20 protein-coding genes are annotated in these 19,519 nt (G+C 44.8%); 2 read left to right on the forward strand and 18 right to left on the reverse strand.

Annotated elements, in window-relative coordinates; all coding sequences use genetic code 11:
- Nucleotides 1–10: 10 nt before the first annotated feature.
- From AB1K89_RS11135 to gpr, 10 genes are all read right to left on the reverse strand, one after another.
- On the reverse strand, nucleotides 11–751 hold the full coding sequence (locus AB1K89_RS11135; protein WP_413054810.1) for a 16S rRNA (uracil(1498)-N(3))-methyltransferase: 741 nt from the start codon (nucleotides 749–751) through the stop codon (nucleotides 11–13).
- Nucleotides 752–755: 4 nt separating this feature from the next.
- A complete protein-coding gene (prmA, locus tag AB1K89_RS11140; RefSeq protein ID WP_413054811.1) occupies nucleotides 756–1,700 on the reverse strand; it encodes a 50S ribosomal protein L11 methyltransferase in 945 nt (314 codons plus the stop codon).
- A 15-nt stretch (nucleotides 1,701–1,715) separates the two neighbouring features.
- A complete protein-coding gene (gene dnaJ, locus AB1K89_RS11145) occupies nucleotides 1,716–2,846 on the reverse strand; it encodes a molecular chaperone DnaJ (RefSeq protein WP_413054812.1) in 1,131 nt (376 codons plus the stop codon).
- A 211-nt stretch (nucleotides 2,847–3,057) separates the two neighbouring features.
- The gene (gene dnaK / locus AB1K89_RS11150) at nucleotides 3,058–4,896 is read right to left on the reverse strand and encodes a molecular chaperone DnaK (protein WP_413054813.1); all 1,839 of its coding nucleotides are present in this window, start codon (nucleotides 4,894–4,896) and stop codon (nucleotides 3,058–3,060) included.
- Nucleotides 4,897–4,940: 44 nt separating this feature from the next.
- Nucleotides 4,941–5,528 (reverse strand): nucleotide exchange factor GrpE, encoded by a 588-nt coding sequence (gene grpE, locus AB1K89_RS11155; RefSeq protein WP_413054814.1) that lies wholly within the window; start codon nucleotides 5,526–5,528, stop codon nucleotides 4,941–4,943.
- A complete protein-coding gene (gene hrcA, locus AB1K89_RS11160) occupies nucleotides 5,525–6,574 on the reverse strand; it encodes a heat-inducible transcriptional repressor HrcA (RefSeq protein ID WP_413054815.1) in 1,050 nt (349 codons plus the stop codon). Before hrcA ends, grpE begins: the two co-directional genes overlap by 4 nt.
- A 95-nt stretch (nucleotides 6,575–6,669) precedes the next feature.
- A complete protein-coding gene (gene hemW, locus AB1K89_RS11165; protein ID WP_413054816.1) occupies nucleotides 6,670–7,803 on the reverse strand; it encodes a radical SAM family heme chaperone HemW in 1,134 nt (377 codons plus the stop codon).
- Between the two features lie 79 nt (nucleotides 7,804–7,882).
- Entirely contained in the window at nucleotides 7,883–9,706 is a 1,824-nt protein-coding gene (lepA, locus tag AB1K89_RS11170) for a translation elongation factor 4 (protein ID WP_413054817.1), read from the reverse strand.
- Nucleotides 9,707–9,914: 208 nt separating this feature from the next.
- A complete protein-coding gene (gene spoIIP, locus AB1K89_RS11175) occupies nucleotides 9,915–10,739 on the reverse strand; it encodes a stage II sporulation protein P (protein ID WP_413054818.1) in 825 nt (274 codons plus the stop codon).
- A 42-nt stretch (nucleotides 10,740–10,781) separates the two neighbouring features.
- The gene (gpr, locus tag AB1K89_RS11180; RefSeq protein ID WP_413054819.1) at nucleotides 10,782–11,825 is read right to left on the reverse strand and encodes a GPR endopeptidase; all 1,044 of its coding nucleotides are present in this window, start codon (nucleotides 11,823–11,825) and stop codon (nucleotides 10,782–10,784) included.
- A 166-nt stretch (nucleotides 11,826–11,991) separates the two neighbouring features.
- Between gpr and rpsT the strand changes: the two genes are divergently transcribed.
- Nucleotides 11,992–12,243: a 30S ribosomal protein S20 gene (gene rpsT / locus AB1K89_RS11185; RefSeq protein ID WP_413054820.1), complete on the forward strand. Its 252-nt coding sequence runs from the start codon at nucleotides 11,992–11,994 to the stop codon at nucleotides 12,241–12,243.
- Nucleotides 12,244–12,306: 63 nt separating this feature from the next.
- On the opposite strand, the gene holA is transcribed toward rpsT, so the two are convergent.
- Nucleotides 12,307–13,323 carry a DNA polymerase III subunit delta gene (gene holA, locus AB1K89_RS11190; RefSeq protein WP_413054821.1) on the reverse strand — a complete coding sequence of 339 codons (1,017 nt, stop codon included), beginning with the start codon at nucleotides 13,321–13,323 and terminating at the stop codon, nucleotides 12,307–12,309.
- Nucleotides 13,324–13,482: 159 nt separating this feature from the next.
- Between holA and AB1K89_RS11195 the strand changes: the two genes are divergently transcribed.
- The gene (locus tag AB1K89_RS11195; protein ID WP_251694353.1) at nucleotides 13,483–13,617 is read left to right on the forward strand and encodes a YqzM family protein; all 135 of its coding nucleotides are present in this window, start codon (nucleotides 13,483–13,485) and stop codon (nucleotides 13,615–13,617) included.
- A 63-nt stretch (nucleotides 13,618–13,680) separates the two neighbouring features.
- Here the strand turns inward: AB1K89_RS11195 and AB1K89_RS11200 are convergent, their stop codons facing one another.
- The 7 genes from AB1K89_RS11200 to AB1K89_RS11230 are packed head-to-tail and all read right to left on the reverse strand — an operon-like array spanning nucleotide 13,681 to nucleotide 19,515.
- Nucleotides 13,681–15,966 carry a DNA internalization-related competence protein ComEC/Rec2 gene (locus tag AB1K89_RS11200; protein WP_413054822.1) on the reverse strand — a complete coding sequence of 762 codons (2,286 nt, stop codon included), beginning with the start codon at nucleotides 15,964–15,966 and terminating at the stop codon, nucleotides 13,681–13,683.
- The gene (locus tag AB1K89_RS11205) at nucleotides 15,963–16,526 is read right to left on the reverse strand and encodes a ComE operon protein 2 (RefSeq protein WP_413054823.1); all 564 of its coding nucleotides are present in this window, start codon (nucleotides 16,524–16,526) and stop codon (nucleotides 15,963–15,965) included. The genes AB1K89_RS11200 and AB1K89_RS11205 overlap by 4 nt, the downstream gene beginning before the upstream one ends.
- 24 nt (nucleotides 16,527–16,550) lie before the next feature.
- Nucleotides 16,551–17,246 carry a helix-hairpin-helix domain-containing protein gene (locus AB1K89_RS11210; RefSeq protein ID WP_413054824.1) on the reverse strand — a complete coding sequence of 232 codons (696 nt, stop codon included), beginning with the start codon at nucleotides 17,244–17,246 and terminating at the stop codon, nucleotides 16,551–16,553.
- A 37-nt stretch (nucleotides 17,247–17,283) separates the two neighbouring features.
- Nucleotides 17,284–18,030: a class I SAM-dependent DNA methyltransferase gene (locus AB1K89_RS11215; RefSeq protein WP_413054825.1), complete on the reverse strand. Its 747-nt coding sequence runs from the start codon at nucleotides 18,028–18,030 to the stop codon at nucleotides 17,284–17,286.
- On the reverse strand, nucleotides 18,020–18,364 hold the full coding sequence (rsfS, locus tag AB1K89_RS11220; protein WP_413054826.1) for a ribosome silencing factor: 345 nt from the start codon (nucleotides 18,362–18,364) through the stop codon (nucleotides 18,020–18,022). The genes AB1K89_RS11215 and rsfS overlap by 11 nt, the downstream gene beginning before the upstream one ends.
- A gap of 31 nt (nucleotides 18,365–18,395) precedes the next feature.
- Nucleotides 18,396–18,956, reverse strand: coding sequence for a bis(5'-nucleosyl)-tetraphosphatase (symmetrical) YqeK (gene yqeK / locus AB1K89_RS11225; protein WP_413054827.1), 561 nt, complete (start codon nucleotides 18,954–18,956; stop codon nucleotides 18,396–18,398).
- The gene (locus AB1K89_RS11230) at nucleotides 18,925–19,515 is read right to left on the reverse strand and encodes a nicotinate-nucleotide adenylyltransferase (protein ID WP_413054828.1); all 591 of its coding nucleotides are present in this window, start codon (nucleotides 19,513–19,515) and stop codon (nucleotides 18,925–18,927) included. The genes yqeK and AB1K89_RS11230 overlap by 32 nt, the downstream gene beginning before the upstream one ends.
- Nucleotides 19,516–19,519: the final 4 nt, after the last annotated feature.

Here is a 19,519-nt window from a genome sequence, read left to right on the forward strand (position 1 = left end):
CTCACCTCTTTCATTCAAATTCGTATGACATTGCGGACAAAAAATAGAGCGGGGCAGTTTCCGTCCTCAGTATGCGCGGGCCTAATGAAACCGATAAAAAATCCGCTGCGCGCATTTCCTCGGCTTCCTTTCTTGACAATCCGCCTTCAGGACCGAAAACGACCAGTACCGTTTGTTTATGATACACGTTTTTCAACCTGTCTGCAATCCTGTTTGGGTCAGTGCCTTTCGCATCTTCCTCATCCGCAAAAAAGCGAATATCATAGTTTCTTGACTCCTGGATCAATTGCTTGAAAGACATCGGGGCTGAAACAACTGGAATCTTCGTCCGATGACACTGTTCCGCTGCTTCCTTCGCAATCTTTTTGAGCCTTTCCACTTTTTTATCGCCTTTTTTCGCATCCCATTTAACGATGGATCGTTCCGCTTCAAAAGGGATAACTGAATGCATACCAAGCTCGGTCCCTTTCTGTACGATTAAATCCAATTTATCGCCTTTAGGCAAGCCACAAGCAATTGTCACGTTCACTTGCATTTCGTTCGTTGGCAGGGGGCCATCCTTCTTACTGACAGACACTCCATCCGAGTGAATGCTTGTTATTTCAGAGATGAATGCTTCGCCATGATCTACAGCAATGATGAGATCACCGACCTCCATTCTCATCACCTTTGCGATATGCTTACCGTCATCACCGGAAATAGAGGCTTTTCCGTCCTCTTCGAATGGCGTCTCAAGGAAATAGCGTTGCACAGGTTCACACGCTCCTTTTGGAAGCGATAATCGCCACCCACTCTTCCATTAAGACCGATTCGATGATTTCAAAGCCTTTGCTTTGGAGATCTTCCTTCACAAGGTCCCGTTTTTGAGCGATGATTCCCGATACGATGAACAGCCCGTCTTCTGGCAAGATGGAGTACGCATCTCTGGAAAACGTCATAATTACTTCCGCTAAAATATTGGCAACGATAATTGAGGCCGGCTCTTTGACGGAATCTAATAAATTGCCATGTGTTACCTCAATGATATTTTCAACCTTATTCAAGCTGATATTCTCTTTTGCTGCCTGCACGGCGACTTCATCCAGGTCAAGCGCATGGACATGAGACGCTCCAAGTAGTGCTGCTCCGATAGACAACACTCCCGATCCGGTCCCGACATCAATGACAGTGTCGCCTTGTTTCACATACTTTTCCAATGCCTGTAGACACATGACCGTCGTCGGGTGTGTCCCTGTTCCGAAAGCCATGCCAGGATCGAGTTCAATGATCAATTCATCAGAATCAACAGGCTCATACGTTTCCCACGTAGGAACGATCGTGAATCTTCCCGAGATTTTGACAGGATGGTAATATTTTTTCCAAGCCGTCGCCCAATCTTCTTCATCGACTTCGTTTGTCTGAACTCGATTGAGTCCCACATCCAAGCCGAACTCAGCCAGTTCGTTTACGGATTCACTTATTTCTTTCACCGTTTCGATCAAAAAGCTGTTAACTGGCAAGTAGGCTTTGACGATGACCCCTTCTGCAGGGAAGTCTTCTTTCTTGAGCTCGTAGATCTCGCCGAAACGATCTTCATGAATCCGGTCAGGCTCCTCGGAATCCTCGATGATGACTCCGCTCGCCCCCGCTTCATGCAAAATATTGGCAACGGCTTCTGTCGCCTCATGTGATGTATGGATGGAGATTTCAGACCATTTCAACTACGTTCATCCCTTTCAGTCGCCTTTTATTGTTCTTTTGATTTTATCAAAAAGTGAGCTCGAATACTCATCTGGCGAGTTGCCATCGATTGAAGCGAATTCACGGAGTAGCTCTTTCTGTTTTTCCGTCATTTTTTTAGGCGTGATCGCTTTGATGATGACATGCTGATCACCTATTCCATGTCCGTGTACATTTTTGACGCCTTTTCCGCGCAGGCGGAAATTCGTTCCTGATTGCGTCCCTGCAGGTATCTTCAATTTGACGTTCCCCGTCACAGTCGGCACTTCGATTTCATCTCCAAGCGCCAATTGAGGGAATGTAATAGGGACTTCCAAATAGATATCGTCGCCCTCACGAATAAAGCGATCATGATCTTTCACCCTGAAGACGATGTATAAGTCTCCAGCCGGGCCGCCATTGATGCCTGCTTCCCCTTGACCAGACACGCGCAACTGCTGACCATCATCGACACCCGCAGGAATTGTCACTTTGATTTTCTTCCGTTTCGTCACACGTCCTGCACCATGGCAAGTTTCGCATTTTTCAGGAATGATTTTGCCGGATCCTTGACACTGCGGACATGCCCTGCGGTTTACCATTTGACCTAATGGAGTATTTTGAGTGATTGAAATTTGTCCTGATCCACCACAATGCGAACATGTATTGACCGGTGTACCTTTTTTGGCTCCGGTTCCGCTGCACGTATCACATGTTTCTTCTCTAGGCAATTCAATTTCAGTCTCTTTTCCAAATACTGCTTCCATGAAATCGATCGTCATGGAGTACTGGAGATCATCGCCTTTCCTAGGTGCGTTCGGATCGCGTCGTCTCGTACCACCGCCAAAGAACGTACTGAAAATATCTTCAAAACCGAATCCGTCGGCAGAACCTCCGCTAAAGCCGCCGAAACCGCCGAACCCTTGGTTAGGATCAGCATGGCCGAATTGGTCGTAATTTGCGCGTTTCTTCTCGTCACTCAATATCTCAAAAGCTTCTGTCACTTCTTTAAATTTCTCTTCTGCTCCCGCTTCTTTATTCAAGTCGGGATGATATTGTTTAGATAATTTCCGATAGGCTTTCCTAATATCCTCTTTGCTTGCCGTTTTCGGCACGCCAAGTACTTCGTAATAATCACGCTTGCTCATTATTCCACTCTCCCATGAATCTTTGACATTCGCATTTCACGAACCGTAATCCTAGCTTAAAACCGTTCCAGTTCCGAGTTACAGCTCATTGTAACACGCATAGAAAAAAGAGACAAAACTGCTATCGGCAAGATTATATTGCTCGCTCAACAAAAGAAAAAGTCAAAGCCGGAATATCGGACTTTGACTTTTCCGTCAATCAATCGTTCAATTAGTTTTTCTTGTCATCGTCCACTTCTTCAAAGTCGGCATCGACAACACCATCATCTTGCGGTTGGCCGCCAGCTTCAGCTGAGCCGCCTTGCGCTTGAGCTTCCGCTGCTGCCTGCTCATACAATTTAACCGACAATTGTTGGACAAGTTCTTCCAATGCTTGCTTCTTCGTACGCATTTCGTCCAAGTTTCCTGCTTCAACTGCCGCTTTCAGTTCTTCTTTAGCATCTTCAACTTTTTTCACTTCGTCTTCAGATACTTTGCCTTCAAGGTCTTTCAATGTCTTTTCAGCCATGAATACGAGCTGGTCAGCGTCATTTTTCAAATCTGCTTCTTCTTTGCGCTGTTTATCCGCTTCAGCATTCGCTTCGGCATCCTTCACCATGCGCTCGATTTCATCATCAGAAAGGCCGGAGCTTGATTGAATCGTAATGTTTTGCTCTTTTTGCGTTCCGAGATCTTTCGCTTTTACTGTGACAATACCGTTTTTGTCGATATCGAATGTCACTTCGATCTGCGGGATACCGCGTGGAGCCGGTGGAATATCCGTCAATTGGAAACGGCCAAGTGTTTTATTATCGGCAGCCATTGGACGCTCGCCTTGCAATACGTGGATATCTACCGCAGGCTGGTTATCAGCAGCCGTCGAGAACACTTGGGACTTGCTCGTTGGAATCGTCGTATTTCTTTCGATCAATTTCGTGAATACGCCGCCCATTGTCTCGATTCCTAGGGAAAGTGGCGTTACGTCAAGCAAGACAACATCTTTCACATCTCCGCGCAGGATCGAACCTTGAACAGCCGCACCCATAGCTACGACTTCATCAGGGTTAACGCCTTTGAAAGGCTCTTTGCCAGTTTCTTTCTTGATTGCTTCTTGTACAGCCGGAATACGTGTAGAACCTCCTACGAGGATGACACGGTCAATTTCTGATGGTGACAAGTCTGCATCTTTCATAGCCTGGCGCGTCGGCACCATTGAACGTTCCACCAAATGTGCTGTCAATTCGTCGAATTTAGCGCGAGTCAATGAAATCTCCAAATGAAGCGGACCCGCTTCTCCCGCAGTGATGAACGGCAATGAAATTTGAGTTGACGTTACCCCTGAAAGGTCTTTCTTCGCTTTTTCAGCTGCGTCTTTCAAGCGTTGCATCGCCATTTTGTCTTTTGATAGATCGATTGCGTTTTCTTTACGGAATTCTTGTACCAAGTAGTCAATGATGACATCGTCGAAGTCGTCGCCGCCCAATTTATTGTCGCCTGCCGTTGCACGCACTTGGAAGACACCATCGCCGAGCTCGAGGATTGAAACGTCGAATGTACCGCCGCCAAGGTCATAGACGAGGATCGTTTCATCTTCATCCGCCTTATCAAGACCGTAAGCAAGAGCAGCCGCTGTCGGTTCGTTAATGATTCTCTCAACTTCAAGTCCTGCAATTGTGCCGGCATCCTTCGTCGCTTGACGCTGTGCATCATTGAAATAAGCCGGAACGGTAATGACTGCTTTCGTCACTTTTTCACCTAAGTATTCTTCCGCGTAACCTTTCATATATTGAAGGATCATTGCAGAAACTTCTTGTGGAGTGTATTCTTTATCTTCAACTTTCACTTTATAATCGGAACCCATATGTCTTTTCACGGACATAATGGTGTTTGGATTCGTAATGGATTGGCGCTTAGCCACTTCCCCGACTTGTCGCTCTCCGTTTTTGAATGCAACTACTGAAGGTGTTGTACGATTTCCTTCCGGGTTAGGAATGACTTTCGCCTCTCCGCCTTCATATACTGCAACTACAGAGTTAGTTGTACCTAAGTCGATACCGATAATTTTGCTCATTTGAATTCCTCCTAAAATAATACATCTTCAACTAGATTACATACTCATTCGTTTACTTTGACCATGGAAGGACGAAGTACACGATCTTTCAACAAATACCCTTTTTGAAGCTCCTCAAGCACGATGCCTGATGACTTATCAGGATCGCTGCCCGTCATGACCGCCTGATGGAAATTTGGATCGAATTCCTTGTCTGAAGCCTCGATTTCGACGAGCCCTTCACCTTTGAGAGCTTCGAGAAGGTTACGATAAATCATATCCATTCCTGTCATGATAGATTGAGCTTCGTCATTTTTGACTTCGACTGTAAGAGCGCGTTCGAAGTTGTCCAAGACGGGCAAAATAGATGTCAACAAGCTTTGGGCTTTGTATTTGACGAGCGCTTCCTGATCAAGCGCATTCCTTCTTTTGGCATTTTCAAAATCTGCAAGGACACGCAGCAGCTTGTTTTCCTCTTCTTCTAACTTGGACTCAAGCTCGTTAATTCTTTTGTCCTTTACATCGATCTCAGGACCAACTTCTGCAACGCCGTCTTCTGCTACAGTCTCTTGTTGAGCTGATGCAACGTCCTCGGCCGCCACAGTGTCCTGTTGAACGTCTTCTTTTTCCACTGTTTCTTTTTTATCCGTCACTTTTCTTTCCTCCTATCCAATCCGATGGTCATTTGCAATAATGCTTGCGATAAGTTCTCACTTAGGATATCAAGCACCGTTATGACCCTGCCATAATCCATCCGCTTCGGTCCGATGATTGCTATGGAACCAGCCATATTGTCACCGGCAGAGTAATTGGCAGTAATCACACTGCAATCTTCCATTGCGTTATGCTTGTTTTCCGAACCGATCCGAACGTGAATGCCTTTTGAATCATCTTGGAAAAATGTCATCGCTGGCTCTCCGGTTTCCATCAACTCGAAAAACATCTTCATTTTTTGTAGGTCGTTAAATTCCGGTTGCTTCATCATATTCATTTTGCCGCCGAAATACAGACGTTCCTCAGGCTTGATCGTCATAGCCCTTTGAAAGGAAGCAAACAGTTCACCAGCATGATGCACATGCTGTTCGAAAACCGTTCTCGTTTCATGGGCAAGCTTGTTTTGTAGGAAACTCAGTGGTGTCCCGACAAGCCTTTCGTTTAAAATATTGACCATCTTTTCAATATCCGAAGCAAGCATGCCTTGCGGTACATCAAAGACCCGATTCTCAACATGTCCATTGTCGGTCACAATGATGGCGACCGCTTTTGTGTCATCCAGCGGCACGATCGAAAACCGTTTCACTGAATGCATGGACATATCCGGTCCTAAAAGTATAGACGTATAATTCGTCAATTCGGATATGATTTTGGCGGAATTCCTTATCAATTCCTCCGTCTCCACAACCCGTTCCTGAAAAATGGAGCGCAATTGCACACTATCTTCCAATGTCAGTTTTTCGGGAGTCAATAAATGATCGACATAGAAACGGTACCCTTTTTCGGAAGGGACTCTACCTGATGAAGTATGGGTCTTTTCAAGATAGCCCATCTCTTCTAAATCGGCCATGTCATTCCGAATGGTCGCAGGACTAAAAGGGGCTTCCGGTTTTTTAGATAACTGCCTTGATCCGACAGGTTGGGCGGATTCGATGAAATCGTTAACCGTCAGTTGCAAAATAAGCAATTGTCTGTTTGTCAACATAATCATCACTCCTGTTAGCACTCTTTAAGTGTGAGTGCTAATACTACTCATAATTTAACAAATCGAATTGTTAGTGTCAATGAATTCACTCGCGGTCATTTGAGAAATTGCTGGAATACTTCGTTCCCTCTGAAAACGCCTTTCCCTGTCAGTTTTATACTACCCTCAGATTCAGAAATCAGACCTTTACTAGTCAGCTCTTCAAGAACATTGCCGTAAACTTCCGACAATGTTTTTCCGAATTTGGATTCGAATGAATGAAGGGATACGCCTTCGGATTTTCGCAGCCCTAGAAACATTTCCTCCTCCATTGCTTCAGTTGGCGATACGACATGTTGTTCCACGATAGGTCGCGATCCGGTTTCCATCGATTCCATATATTTTCTAAGCGGTCCATGATTAGCATATCGTTGCCCTTTCAAGTACCCATGCGCGCCCGCGCCTATGCCGGCGTACTCGTCATTATCCCAGTAAATGAGATTGTGGATTGACTCATACCCAGTTTTCGCAAAATTGCTGATTTCGTATTGCATTTTGCCGGCTTCGCCCATCCGGTCGATCAGCATAGAAAACATCTCTGCTTCGGTATCCTCTCCTGGCAACGGCAGCTTCCCTTTATTCATCAAGTTATAAAAGACCGTTTTAGGCTCGACGATGAGCGAGTACCCTGAGTAATGAGGAAGGTCCAATGATAGTGCTTTATCGAGCGTATCCTCCCATTGACGAATGGATTGTTCCGGCAATCCATAGATGAGGTCGATGCTTATGTTTTCAAAGCCGATTTCACGTGCATCCTGAATGACTTTTTTGGGAGTATCCGCGCCGTGCGTCCTCCCGATCCTTTTTAAAAGTTGCTCGTCGAAGGATTGGACGCCGATGCTCAGTCGACCTACACCGCCGTTTTTCAGGACAGTTAGTTTTCCGCGGGTCAACTCATCAGGATTTGCTTCCGTCGAAAATTCCCGCAACGTACTGACGTCGACATGCTGATGGATGATTTCCAGTAATCGGTCAAGTTGTTTTTCTGATAATGAAGTCGGTGTTCCTCCGCCTAGGAAGACGGTCTCAAGCCCGTTGAATGAATGACCTTCATTCGCCATGATGGCAAGTTCATTTCCGATCGATTCGATATACTCATCAACTGGTTGATTTTTAAAGAACACTTTATTGAAATCACAGTAATGGCAAATCTGATGGCAGAAAGGAATATGAATATACATACCTCGCATTTGGTTTTCCCCTTTCTAGTCAGCAATAGCGGTCGTGCAAAAAGGAGTCCGGATTGGACTCCTTTTAATTTTTCAGATATCAATCCTCGTCCATTTTGAGGACAGCCATGAACGCTTCTTGTGGGACTTCGACGGATCCGACTTGCTTCATCCGCTTTTTCCCTTCTTTTTGCTTCTCAAGCAATTTCCGTTTACGGGAGATGTCTCCGCCGTAACATTTGGCAAGAACGTTTTTACCGATCGATTTGATCGTCGAACGGGCAACGATCTTTTGACCAATTGCGGCTTGGACAGGTACTTCGAACTGTTGACGAGGAATGAGATTCTTCAGTTTCTCGACAATCGCCTTACCCCGCTCGTAGCTGAAATCACGGTGGACGATGAAGCTCAATGCGTCGACTTGCTCACCGTTCAACAGGATGTCCATTTTCACAAGCTTCGATGTTTTATAGCCAATCAGTTCATAATCGAATGACGCGTATCCTTTCGTCCCAGATTTTAATTGGTCGAAAAAGTCATAGACGATTTCTGCAAGAGGCAATTCGTATATGATATTGACACGTGAAGCGTCCAAGTAATCCATTGTAATGAAATTACCGCGTTTTGTCTGGCATAACTCCATGACGGAACCGACATATTCGTTTGGCACCATGATTGATGCTTTTACGTAAGGCTCTTCAACATGATCGATTTTTTGTGCATCCGGCATCATGGAAGGGTTGTCGACTTTCAATTCTTTTCCGTCAGTCGTGACAACATTGTAAATAACGCTCGGTGCTGTAGTTATCAAGTCAATTTTAAATTCCCGTTCAATCCGCTCCTGGATGATTTCCATATGGAGAAGTCCGAGGAATCCGCATCGATATCCGAAGCCTAATGCCTGTGATGTCTCCGCTTCATACTCCAAAGCTGAGTCGTTCAGCTCAAGTTTCTCAAGCGCTTCACGCAAGTCGACATACTTGGATGAATCGATCGGGTAAAGTCCGCAGAACACCATCGGATTCAATCTACGGTAACCTGGCAGCGGCTCACTTGCAGGGTTCTTCGCATTCGTAATCGTGTCCCCTACCCGTGTATCCCCGACATTTTTAATCGCCGCGGAAAGGAAGCCGACATCTCCAACTGATAGTTCATCGCGCATGGAAATATTCGGTGTGAACACTCCAGTCTCAATGACTTCGAACTCTTTTCCGGTTGCCATCATGCGAATTTTGTCGCCGGGTTTTACAGTCCCTTCAACAATTCGGATATTGACGATGACACCCTTGTACTGATCATAATGAGAATCGAAAATCAATGCTTTCAATGGCGCTTCCGGATCTCCTGTCGGCGCGGGCACTTTCTCGACGATCTGCTCTAGGATCTCTTCGATGCCGATGCCGGCTTTCGCAGATGCATGGACTGCCTCAGAGGCATCCAAACCGATGACATCTTCAATCTCTTTTTTCACTTTATCCGGATCCGCCGCAGGCAAATCGATTTTATTAATAATAGGCAAAATTTCTAGATCATTATCCAGCGCCAAATAAACGTTTGCCAACGTTTGGGCTTCAATTCCTTGGGCTGCGTCAACAACAAGCAGCGCTCCTTCACATGCTGCAAGGCTTCGTGACACTTCGTACGTAAAGTCTACGTGCCCTGGAGTATCGATCAGGTGGAAAGTGTACTCTTCACCATTTTTCGCCGTGTATGATAATTGCACTGCGTTCAATTTGATCGTAATTCCGCGTTCGCGTTCCAAATCCATAGAATCCAGTGTCTGTGATTTCATTTCACGCGAGCTTACCGTTTCCGTCTTTTCCAATAGTCGATCGGCCAACGTTGATTTCCCGTGATCGATATGGGCAATGATCGAGAAGTTCCTAATGTTTTTTTGACGTGCCAATCTTTCTTCATGATTCATCTGTCAGTTCACTCCTATATAAGCTATTTGCATTATAGCAAATAACTGATAAACATGTTACATTTTCTTATTCCCGCAAATTAAATAATGAAAGCGTACATTATTGACTTATCAAGTCTAACAGATGAGCGCGATTTGATAAAGATTGGTGATACTTCAAACGAATAAAAGCTTCATGGACATTATCCATGAAGCTAAACTTTCATTCCTATCCTTCCGTTTCACCGTTATTCAGAATTTCTAATATAGCTTCTGAAATAACGGATATTGTACGATTAAGTTCATCTTCCGAGTTTCCAATTCCTCCAAGCTCCAAAAGTATGAGGTTCGGGTGAAGATCTTGATTGTACTTTCCATCCACGCCAGCCCCACTCTTTGGAATGACATCCCTTGTTATGCCCGGAATCCGCTTTTCCATCTCTGTTTTTAGCCTATTCGTCATCACTGCATTCTTTTTATAAGAAGGGTTATCTAGCCCAAGTACGAATGCAACTTTCGCAAAACGTTCCTCTTCATGTACTATTGTCGTCTTTTCGGGTCCGACTGCGTCCCGATGGATATCAATAATTAAATCATATTCATTTTCGGAAAGCTGCTTTTTTACGAACGGTCTCATATCCTTATAGGCACGTGCATGAATCGGTACCATCTTTTTCAACGTATCCGTCTCCACACCATTCATTTCAAGTAATCCTTTGAGCTTATCACCCATCTTCATCACATTTTCAGTCTGATGGTTTACCGCGATTTTTCCATCAGCCGCTTTTGTGATCGGTTCATACGCTTCGTAGCCATGGGTGAAATAAAGCAATACTTTCCCGGCATTCGTTTCGGGCTCCTCCATGACTTCTGCTACAGGTTCAGGTTCTGCTTTCTCTTCTTCAACGATGTTCGAGGCGTAAACGATCATTGCATTTTCCTTGATAATTTTCGAATTTGAGATTTTCGATTCTTCCGGTATGAATTGGATGAGTACCGGGAATAGGAAAAGAACGAATACGATTGCAATCCATATTTGCAGATTTTTCTTCATGCGACATCCCCCCGTCTTCAACTATATGCGTTGAAGTTGGGGTCAATGACTCGTTTTAATGTCCTCAATCCACTCACTTATGGAGTCGGTTAATGTCTCTGCATAAAGAGCAGCCCATGAATCGATCTCTTTAGGTGATATAAATGTATTCAGGTCGTGATTCGATAATACTTCTTCAAACAGTTGAACCCTTTCCTCATGCGGCCATGAAGTCCAATCGCCGAAAATAGGTACCAATTTTGTTCGATCTGCATCCTTATTAGGGGTATGCAGCCAATTCCCAACGGACAGCCTTGAGGAAGGATGACTTTCCTCCTCGATTTTGGACGCGATATAACTAAATAGCGTATTGATGGCATCTGCAATCAATACCGGACCATCCACTACAGTCGGGATGCCGATGGCAATGACCGGGATGCCAAGAGTTTCTCTCGATAACTCTTTTCGGCTATTCCCTACTCCGGAGCCAGGATGTATACCTGTGTCTGTCATTTGGATTGTTTTGCATAATCTTGAACTATCTCGGGCAGCCAATGCATCTATGACGATCAGGAGATCAGGTTTGATTTCGTTCACCAATGCTTTGACAAAATCAGCCGTCTCGAGTCCAGTCTGAATCGTCACTCCTGGAGCATAGACGAACAATTCGCTTCCCTCGTCCGAATAATATAAGGGGACAATTTCTTTCAGACGATCCATCGTCAGCGGACCGACAGCGTCAGGAGTTACTTCCCGATTGCCAAGTCCGACCATAAGGATCTTCCCCGTCTTCAAATCCGTTATACCCTCAGTCATTTCTGTCAGTTTCAATTTGAGCATTTCCGTCATCTCTTGGAGGCCTTCACGATCGGTATGCGTTAACGTAGGGTTCGTCAACGTCAAATAGGTTCCTCTCTTCTTACCGATTTTCTTTTCCCCTTCAGCATTGATTTTGACAGACGTCAAAATGACTCTGCCCTTTCGTTGTTCATCAAATTGTATACCTTCGGAATCCTTTAATTTCTGTTTTTCTTTTTCTGTCCGGTGGCGAACCATTTCCTCGTTTTCAACTAAGAGGTCCGTCCGGTAAAAGTCGTACTTATCCATTGTCATCACCTCAACATGCAGTTTGCACGTTGTGTCAAGGAAATATTCTTTGCATATTTTTATTGCGTTAAAGCTAGGTTTTTGCTAAAATGTTAATGTTGTAAAGAGATATCCGAATGCTATTATGGAAACACTCTTGCCTTACCTGAAATTGGAGGTGAATGGAATGCCAAACATCAAAGGTGCAATTAAGCGCGTTAAACAAAGTGCCGCAGCAAACGAGCAAAACTCTCAATTCAAAGCTGCAATGCGTACTGCTGTGCGTAAAGCTGACACTGCGCTCATCAATAAAGAAGAGAACGCTTCTGAACTTTTGAAAGACGCAGTCAAAAGATTGGATACAGCTGCTCGTAAAGGTCTTATCCACAGAAACACAGCTGCTCGTCAAAAAGCACGTCTTACAAAAAAAGCTCTATAAGCAATAAGTAAAAAAGGCTGTCACTCGTGTCGATTAATCGACAAAGTGGACAGCCTTTTCTATTTACACTCTTAGTGGCTCCATGAAAAAGATTTCAAGCACCCTTTCCCTTTTGCCGCTTGTTGACTTTAATTGATGGTCGATGTGGGCTAGTTTCTCTAAGATAAGGAGTAGCCTTTCCATTTTCGGTATACTACGATTATCCATAATTAACTTCACCCGATATGGATGGACGTTTAATGTTTTTGCGATTTGCTGTTGTTGATAACCTTTTTTCACTAATGACGTTACGTGAATCATCAATCTGATCTGTCCTGCAATGAGAGAAGTCAGCATAATTGGCTCTTCACCATTACGCAGTAAATCATGGTAAATTGTAATTGTCCTTTTCACATTGCCGGTCATGTATGCATCCGTCAGGCGAAATACGTCCATTTCAGGCAAACGGGGTACGAGCATTTCGATGATCTCTCTAGTCACTTCGCCTTTCCCATTCATATACATGCCTATTTTTTCAATTTCACTTGAAAGGGTCAATAGGCTGTCACCTGCCATTTCCACGAGCACTTGTGCAATTTCCGGACTGATTTTGACGCCATTCCTTCCTGCTTCGTTTTGTATCCATGTAGTCAAATCTCGGCCGGTCAGCGGCATCGCTTCTACGACAACCGCTTTTTGTTGCATTACCTTCACAATCTTTTTCCGCCCGTCCAGTTTTTCATAAGGCGCCAAAAACAGGACAGTTGCTGTTGGCGATGGATTACTTAGCCAAGTCTCCAGTAATGCGATATTATGTACGACTTTCTCTTTCGTTTTATCGGCCGCCTTCAGGAAGGATGCATTATTGGCGATAATTAATTTCCTATCTTCTAAAAAAGGAAGTGTGTCCGCCTCTTCAAGAACGGCTTCAATCGGTGTTTCCTCCAAATCAAAACGGACGACCGAACTCTCATCGATGTCAGGCATCGCCTTTATAATCCTTTTGATTGTCGTATCAATCAAATGCTGCTCGATGCCTGTCAACAAATAAACAGGTTCTAATTTCCCTTCTCCTATGCTTTTCCAGATCGCGTTGACCATCTGAATCCCTCCAGTCACTCACATTGTCCCATTATACATTACCAATTCACGACTATGAACAATTTGTGTCGATTGTCACAAACCCGGCATAAAAGATCGTTTGATATAGATTTTTTATCGGTTATCATCTATACTATAAAGGAATTAGGAGGTGTAGCAATGAATGAGTTCGAACATGACGTACAGTCTAAACGCAATGATTTAATCGACTCTGGTATCGGTTTCATTGTAGCTTTCGTTGCTTTTTCTGCAATTTTCGTTATTGCTACAATCGTAGACTTCGTCGCGCACTAATAGCACTCCTGAAAGGCGGCTTGTTCATTTCCCACTCGGAATGGACAAGGCCGCCTTTTCATTTTATTGCGCCACAACAGAATAGCCGCCTCTTTTCACGGAAACCGTTATTGAGCCGTGATCAGCCGTTGACATCGTCGAAAGTCCATACTTTTTAAAAGTCTCCAACACTTCTGCGTGAGGATGTCCATACCGATTATCCTTCCCGTATGAGAATATTGTCAGTTCCGGTTGCAGAGCTCGCACGAATTCATCAGAGCTGGACGTATGGCTGCCGTGATGGCCGGCTTTCAGAATCACCTTTCCCCAATCGAAGTTTCCATATCTTCCAAGTAGCTTCCTCTCTCCTTCAACCCCCAAATCTCCGGTGAACAGGAATGAAGGCCCTTCTGTCGTCATGAAGAGCACAAGGGAGCTGTCATTCCCTTTGTATGGACCAACGGCAGGTGCCATATAGTAAAAATCAGAGTTCTTGTCCAACCAAGTGGCCCCCTCTTTCATAGCAAAAACCGGGATCCCCTTGTCTGTAGCTATCCGCATAACATCTTCCATCGTCTTTTCCTTTTCACTCCCCGGTGAAATGTGGATCTCCCTCACTTGGACCTCTTCCAGAACTTCGTCCGCACCTTCCATATGATCGCTGTCCGCATGGGTTAATATTAATTTATCTATTTTAGTAATTCCTCTCCCTTTCAAAAAAGGGACGACAATGCTCCTGCCCACTTCGAATGCTTTTTCCGGCGTGCGCCAATTAGGTTCTCCAAAGTTCACCGTCCCTCCTGTATCGATGACGTATACTCCTCTGCGATATGGGAGTTCGATGACGATTGCATCCCCTTGTCCGACATCAAGATACGTCACCCTCGTCGCTGATTCCGTATACAGTAATGCCTGAATAAGAAGCGCGGGTATCAAGACGTAAGGGACAGCCCGAAATGCTTTCACTCCTCTTTCAAGGGCAATAAAAAACAAGAGAGTACCGCATATTGCGAGTATCGATGTAAATGGACCAGGTCGACCCGGAACCCATACTTGATTTGGTAAGGATGCCAGAAATTCTGTACATGCCTCAATCCAGCTTCTAAACGGAACATAGAGCAAAAAAACAATTTCAGCGATAGGAGGCAATGCATAGGTCAACAACAATAATACGATATTCGTCGGTAATATGACGAATGAATAAAGAGGAACATAGAAAAGATTTACGATAAAAGACGATAGTGACAACTCATAGAAGTGGTACAAAAGGATCGGATATAACGCTAATTGAGTAATGGACGTCACTAGAAATGATAACGTAATTGCTGATGTAGGACGCGAAAGTATTCTTGTCGAGTATATTAACGAGAATGCGGCCAAATATGATAGTTGGAATCCGGGCTGGAATACGACGAATGGCTGCCAAAGGATAAAGCCGGCGGCACTCATGGCAAGTGCATCATCCATTCTCATTCTGAATCGCCCAGTCGCAGTAAGCAGAATGAGTATTGTCACGGATACTGCTCGCCAAACAGATGGTGCTCCACCCGCTATTACTGCGTATAATGGTAGAAGAATGATCAGAAAATTATCGATTGTTTCAATCCTGACCGACAATCTGATCAGCAGGTTTCGAAATAGAAACGTCAGCAGTCCGACATGCAAACCCGATATGGCAAATAGATGGGTGATTCCAAGAGTCCTATATCTGGAAGCCACCTGTTCATCCATGCCGCTCCGATCCCCAATGAGCAAGGCTTGCGCTTCCGTTACGAGCGATTCCGGAAAAGTTTCTTGGATATGCTGCTTCACATTCCACCTTCGCTCCGATAAAATCGTATTCAATCCGGAGTTGAATTCATAGTTTAATAATCTAGTGGATTCGAACATGCCTACAGCACCATTCATTCTCAAGTAACGTTCCATGTTGAAGGAATATTCATGTGCCGAGGTGGGCAGTTCCTGAAAAGCCCCTTCCAAAGTAAAATGATAAGAAGGGATATGCAAGTTTTGAAATTGTAATTTCTGGGCTTCATTCTCGAATTTCAGCAAGGCATAAACGACTTCGCCGGTGTCTGTCTTCGCAAAGCCTTTCATTTTTCCGCCATCAATTTTAACTTGATCGGTCCATGTTAAATTCAAGGTGGCAGGTTGTCCGCCTTCATTAAGTTCAGGTACATGCAATGAAATGAAAAAATAGGAGAATATTGATGCCGCCAATGCAAGTATTGGAGTGGCGGCTTCTTTTCTACGGAGAAAAATGGGGATAAGCAATAGATTGAGGAGTAAAAATTGCGCCGGTCCGTATGCTGCAAAAGCGGATACGGCTACCGGCACGCAAATATAAATAAGGCGAATTTTGCCGATCACTTGCCAAATAAGTCATCCACCCTTTTTTTGAATGGAACAAGCTCTTCGGTCGGCGCGCCTAATGATTCCATTTCTGCAAGCAAGTCATTGATGAGCTGTAACTTCCCTTCCTTTGTGAAATCCACCTTTCTTTCATCGAAAGGGATATGTCTGATTTCAACACCGGATTGCTTGAAAAGCTCTATGGCGTATTCGTCGTTCTTATAATCCGACGCATAGTTGACAGTCTTTATTCCAGACTGAATGATCGCTTTTGAGCATTGCAAACAAGGAAAATGAGTCACATACAAGGATGCCCCTTCAACAGGACTTCCGTATTTTGCACATTGGAGCAATGCGTTCATCTCAGCGTGAATTGTTCGGACGCAATGATTTCCGACAACATAACATCCATGATCGATGCAATGGTCCCCGCCTGAAATGGAGCCGTTATAGCCCCCCGCAATGATCCTGTTGTCTCTGACGATTGTCGCTCCGACCGTCAGTCTTGTACAAGTGCTTCTGACCGCAAGCAAATGGCATTGCGCCATGAAAAACTGATCCCATGTAATACGCTCCATATGTATGCCTCCAAACAGTTTCAATTATTTTGCCGTAATGAAAGACTCAAGCTTTTCATACGTCTTTTGCCCGATTCCAGACACTTCCATTATGGCTTCGGGGGAAGCGAATAGCCCATGCTCTTCACGATATTGAATGATGGCAGCGGCCTTTGACGGTCCGATTCCCGGAATTGTCATGAGCTCCTGCGCATCCGCGGTGTTGATGTTCACTTTTCCGTCATCCTTCGAGCCATCGCCCTGCTGGAGATGACTTGAACCGGCTGACCCGGAAAAATCAACTTCTTCACCTTCCCTAGGCACATAAATGAAAAACTCATCTGGAAGTTTCATAGCGTGGTTCAGCATTCGGGAATCCGCATCAGCCAAATAGCCACCCGCCGCATGAATGGCATCGATCAGACGATCTCCTTCCATGAGTGAATAGACGCCAGGATACTTCACGGCGCCTTGGATATCGACCATGATCATCATCGGGGCCGTTTCAATACTTTCAATCGGCTGCTCTTCTTCTAGTTGTTGCTCTTGTATAACATCTAAAATTGGGGTTTGTCCGCTTGCGACTGTCAGTTGACTGTCGGCCTGCCCTCGGGGAAAGAACAGAATTGCGGATAGTACAGCGATTGCTGCAATAGGGGTGATGATTTTACGCCATTTTCCGGATACGATCGATAGAAACAGCTTTACCACCCTTTCTACGAGGCATCCATATGGAGTCATATCCCACTATATCTGATTTCCAACGAAATTGGAAGTGTCATTTACGCGCTTGAAAAAATATTCTCTCACTTTCTTCGTGCGGGGGCTCATCTTCCCAATCTGCAAAAATACGTTCCATCGTAAAACCAGCATCTTGCAATAAATCTACGTATTCATACACATGAAAAGTGCGTTGTTGATGTCTTTCATCGAATCGACGGTAAAGGCCGCTATCCTCTTTTACGAAAAAGCTGAGTTCCGACATGACGGAATGCTCCTCATCGCCTTCCTCTGTATGCCAAATATATGCGATACGATCGTTATCGAAAGTGAATGGACCTTCCATGAAAATGACGTCGGTCTTGAAAGTGGAATGCACATCAAAAATGAGCACTCCACCTTTTCTCAAAACAGAATGGATACCATTGAAAGTGTCGAGGACACTTTCACGGTCCGGTAAGTAGTTCAGCGAATCAATCGCTATGACAGCAACGTCAAATTGCTCTGCCCCTTCTATTTCCTGCATTGGCATTTTCTTAAAATCAATGTCCAAGGAAAGGTCATTTGCGCGTTTTTCTGCGACATTGAGCATATCCTTAGATAAATCGATCCCTGTCACAAATGCCCCGGCTTTCGATAACTTTACAGAAAGCAAACCCGTCCCGCAACCGACATCGATGATTTTCTTTTCTTTTATCCCGTCAGCAGCAAGGGAGATCAACTCCACATATGCCTCATAAGGTATATCTATCATCAATTCATCATAGACGAGGGCGAAGTCCGTATATGCCTCTTTATTGTCCATCGTCCATTTTCAGCAATGGAGCATCTCCCCATAACTTCTCCAAATTATAATATCCGCGCTCGTCCTTATGGAATACGTGGACGATGACATCGCCCAAGTCGACGAGGACCCATCTGCCGTTATCCATACCTTCCACTCTTTTGACGTCAAATGCGTTTTCTGAAGCCTTATCGGCAACTTCTCTGGCAATTGCTTGCACTTGGCGCTCCGAGTTCGCATGACAAATGATGAATTGGTCTGCGATGAGTGAAACTCCCTCCATATTCAATACGACAATGTCTTGCCCTTTCTTATCGTCTACCGCTTTATAAGCTGTTTCAAGTAAAGTTGACATATTTTCACGTTTCCTTTCGTAGTTGGCTGTTTCAAATTCTTCGTACGTGTTCATTATAGCATTCAATGGAGTCCGGAAAGACAGCGGCGCGCTTATCGATAAGATAGAGCACAGAATGGGCGATGCAAGCCTTCATCGCCTCATCAATCTGCAGTTCGGCAGCTTCGCGCAGCTTTTCAATGCCCGGAAAATTCCTTCCCGGTTCAATTAAGTCTGCAATATAAACAATTTTCTCCAAGACGGACATGCCGGGCCTGCCTGTCGTATGATAACGGATGGCATTGAGGATATCCAAATCCTTCACTCCGAACTCCTCCTCAGCGATGATACGTCCCGCTGCCGCATGCCAAAGTTCATGATGGAAGGACAAAAGCCTTTTATCTTCCCCATTCTCTTCGATAAGTTTTCGCATATCAGCCGGCTCCATGAATTTCGCAATATCATGGAACAGTGCCGCCTGTTCCGCTTTGTTTACCGGAACACTGTATCGTAAAGCCAATTCCTTTGCCTTTTCCGTCACCCTCATTACATGCTCAAAACGCCTTCTCGGCAATCTTTTTTCAAGTTCCGCTATCAATGATCCGGTTTCCATAGAGCCCCTCCTGTCGGATATACGTCGCGATGTCGTCCGGTACAAGGAATTGTATCGTGCCGCCTGTTTGCAGCCGGTTACGGATCAACGTCGAAGACAAATCGATTTCCGGGATTTGAACCATTGTAATCGGATATTGCGTTTCACCTACAGTACCCGGTCTCCCCACACCGACAAACGTCACAATTTTCATCAGTTCATCGATTTTATACCATTTGTGCAGCATATCGATCATATCGCCGCCGATGATAAAGTGGAATTCGGTTTCCGGTTCCTGTTCCTTTAAGGCTTTCATCGTATCAAACGTATAGGAGACACCGCCCCGGTCAACTTCAAAAGAGGATGCGGTCAATCCGGGTGTGCCTGAGACGGCAAGTTCAACCATTCGCAACCTTTGCTCGGGCGTTGCATCTGATGGGTCCGCTTTATGAGGCGGAATCGAAGTGGGCATTAGCCGAACTTCATCAAGTTGCAGTGCATGCTTCACTTCATTCGCCATGATAAGATGTCCGATATGCGGTGGATTAAAAGTACCGCCCAGCAGTCCAATCTTTTTCATGTTG

Source organism: Sporosarcina pasadenensis (assembly GCF_047228845.1).
In the GTDB taxonomy this organism is placed as follows: Bacteria; Bacillota; Bacilli; order Bacillales_A; family Planococcaceae; genus Sporosarcina.

Bases quoted from the DNA above. Each gene is read 5' to 3' on its own strand.
- rsfS (WP_413054826.1), bottom strand. From the start codon at position 18,364: ATGTCAACTTTACTTGAAACAGCTTATAAAGCGGTAGACGATAAGAAA.
- hrcA (WP_413054815.1), bottom strand. From the start codon at position 6,574: ATGTTGACAAACAGACAATTGCTTATTTTGCAACTGACGGTTAACGAT.
- rpsT (WP_413054820.1), top strand. From the start codon at position 11,992: ATGCCAAACATCAAAGGTGCAATTAAGCGCGTTAAACAAAGTGCCGCA.
- lepA (WP_413054817.1), bottom strand. From the start codon at position 9,706: ATGAATCATGAAGAAAGATTGGCACGTCAAAAAAACATTAGGAACTTC.
- AB1K89_RS11210 (WP_413054824.1), bottom strand. From the start codon at position 17,246: ATGACTCCATATGGATGCCTCGTAGAAAGGGTGGTAAAGCTGTTTCTA.
- hemW (WP_413054816.1), bottom strand. From the start codon at position 7,803: ATGCGAGGTATGTATATTCATATTCCTTTCTGCCATCAGATTTGCCAT.
- AB1K89_RS11215 (WP_413054825.1), bottom strand. From the start codon at position 18,030: ATGGACAATAAAGAGGCATATACGGACTTCGCCCTCGTCTATGATGAA.
- AB1K89_RS11205 (WP_413054823.1), bottom strand. From the start codon at position 16,526: ATGGAGCGTATTACATGGGATCAGTTTTTCATGGCGCAATGCCATTTG.
- spoIIP (WP_413054818.1), bottom strand. From the start codon at position 10,739: ATGAAGAAAAATCTGCAAATATGGATTGCAATCGTATTCGTTCTTTTC.
- dnaJ (WP_413054812.1), bottom strand. From the start codon at position 2,846: ATGAGCAAGCGTGATTATTACGAAGTACTTGGCGTGCCGAAAACGGCA.
- gpr (WP_413054819.1), bottom strand. From the start codon at position 11,825: ATGGATAAGTACGACTTTTACCGGACGGACCTCTTAGTTGAAAACGAG.
- dnaK (WP_413054813.1), bottom strand. From the start codon at position 4,896: ATGAGCAAAATTATCGGTATCGACTTAGGTACAACTAACTCTGTAGTT.
- AB1K89_RS11195 (WP_251694353.1), top strand. From the start codon at position 13,483: ATGAATGAGTTCGAACATGACGTACAGTCTAAACGCAATGATTTAATC.
- yqeK (WP_413054827.1), bottom strand. From the start codon at position 18,956: ATGGAAACCGGATCATTGATAGCGGAACTTGAAAAAAGATTGCCGAGA.
- holA (WP_413054821.1), bottom strand. From the start codon at position 13,323: ATGGTCAACGCGATCTGGAAAAGCATAGGAGAAGGGAAATTAGAACCT.
- AB1K89_RS11230 (WP_413054828.1), bottom strand. From the start codon at position 19,515: ATGAAAAAGATTGGACTGCTGGGCGGTACTTTTAATCCACCGCATATC.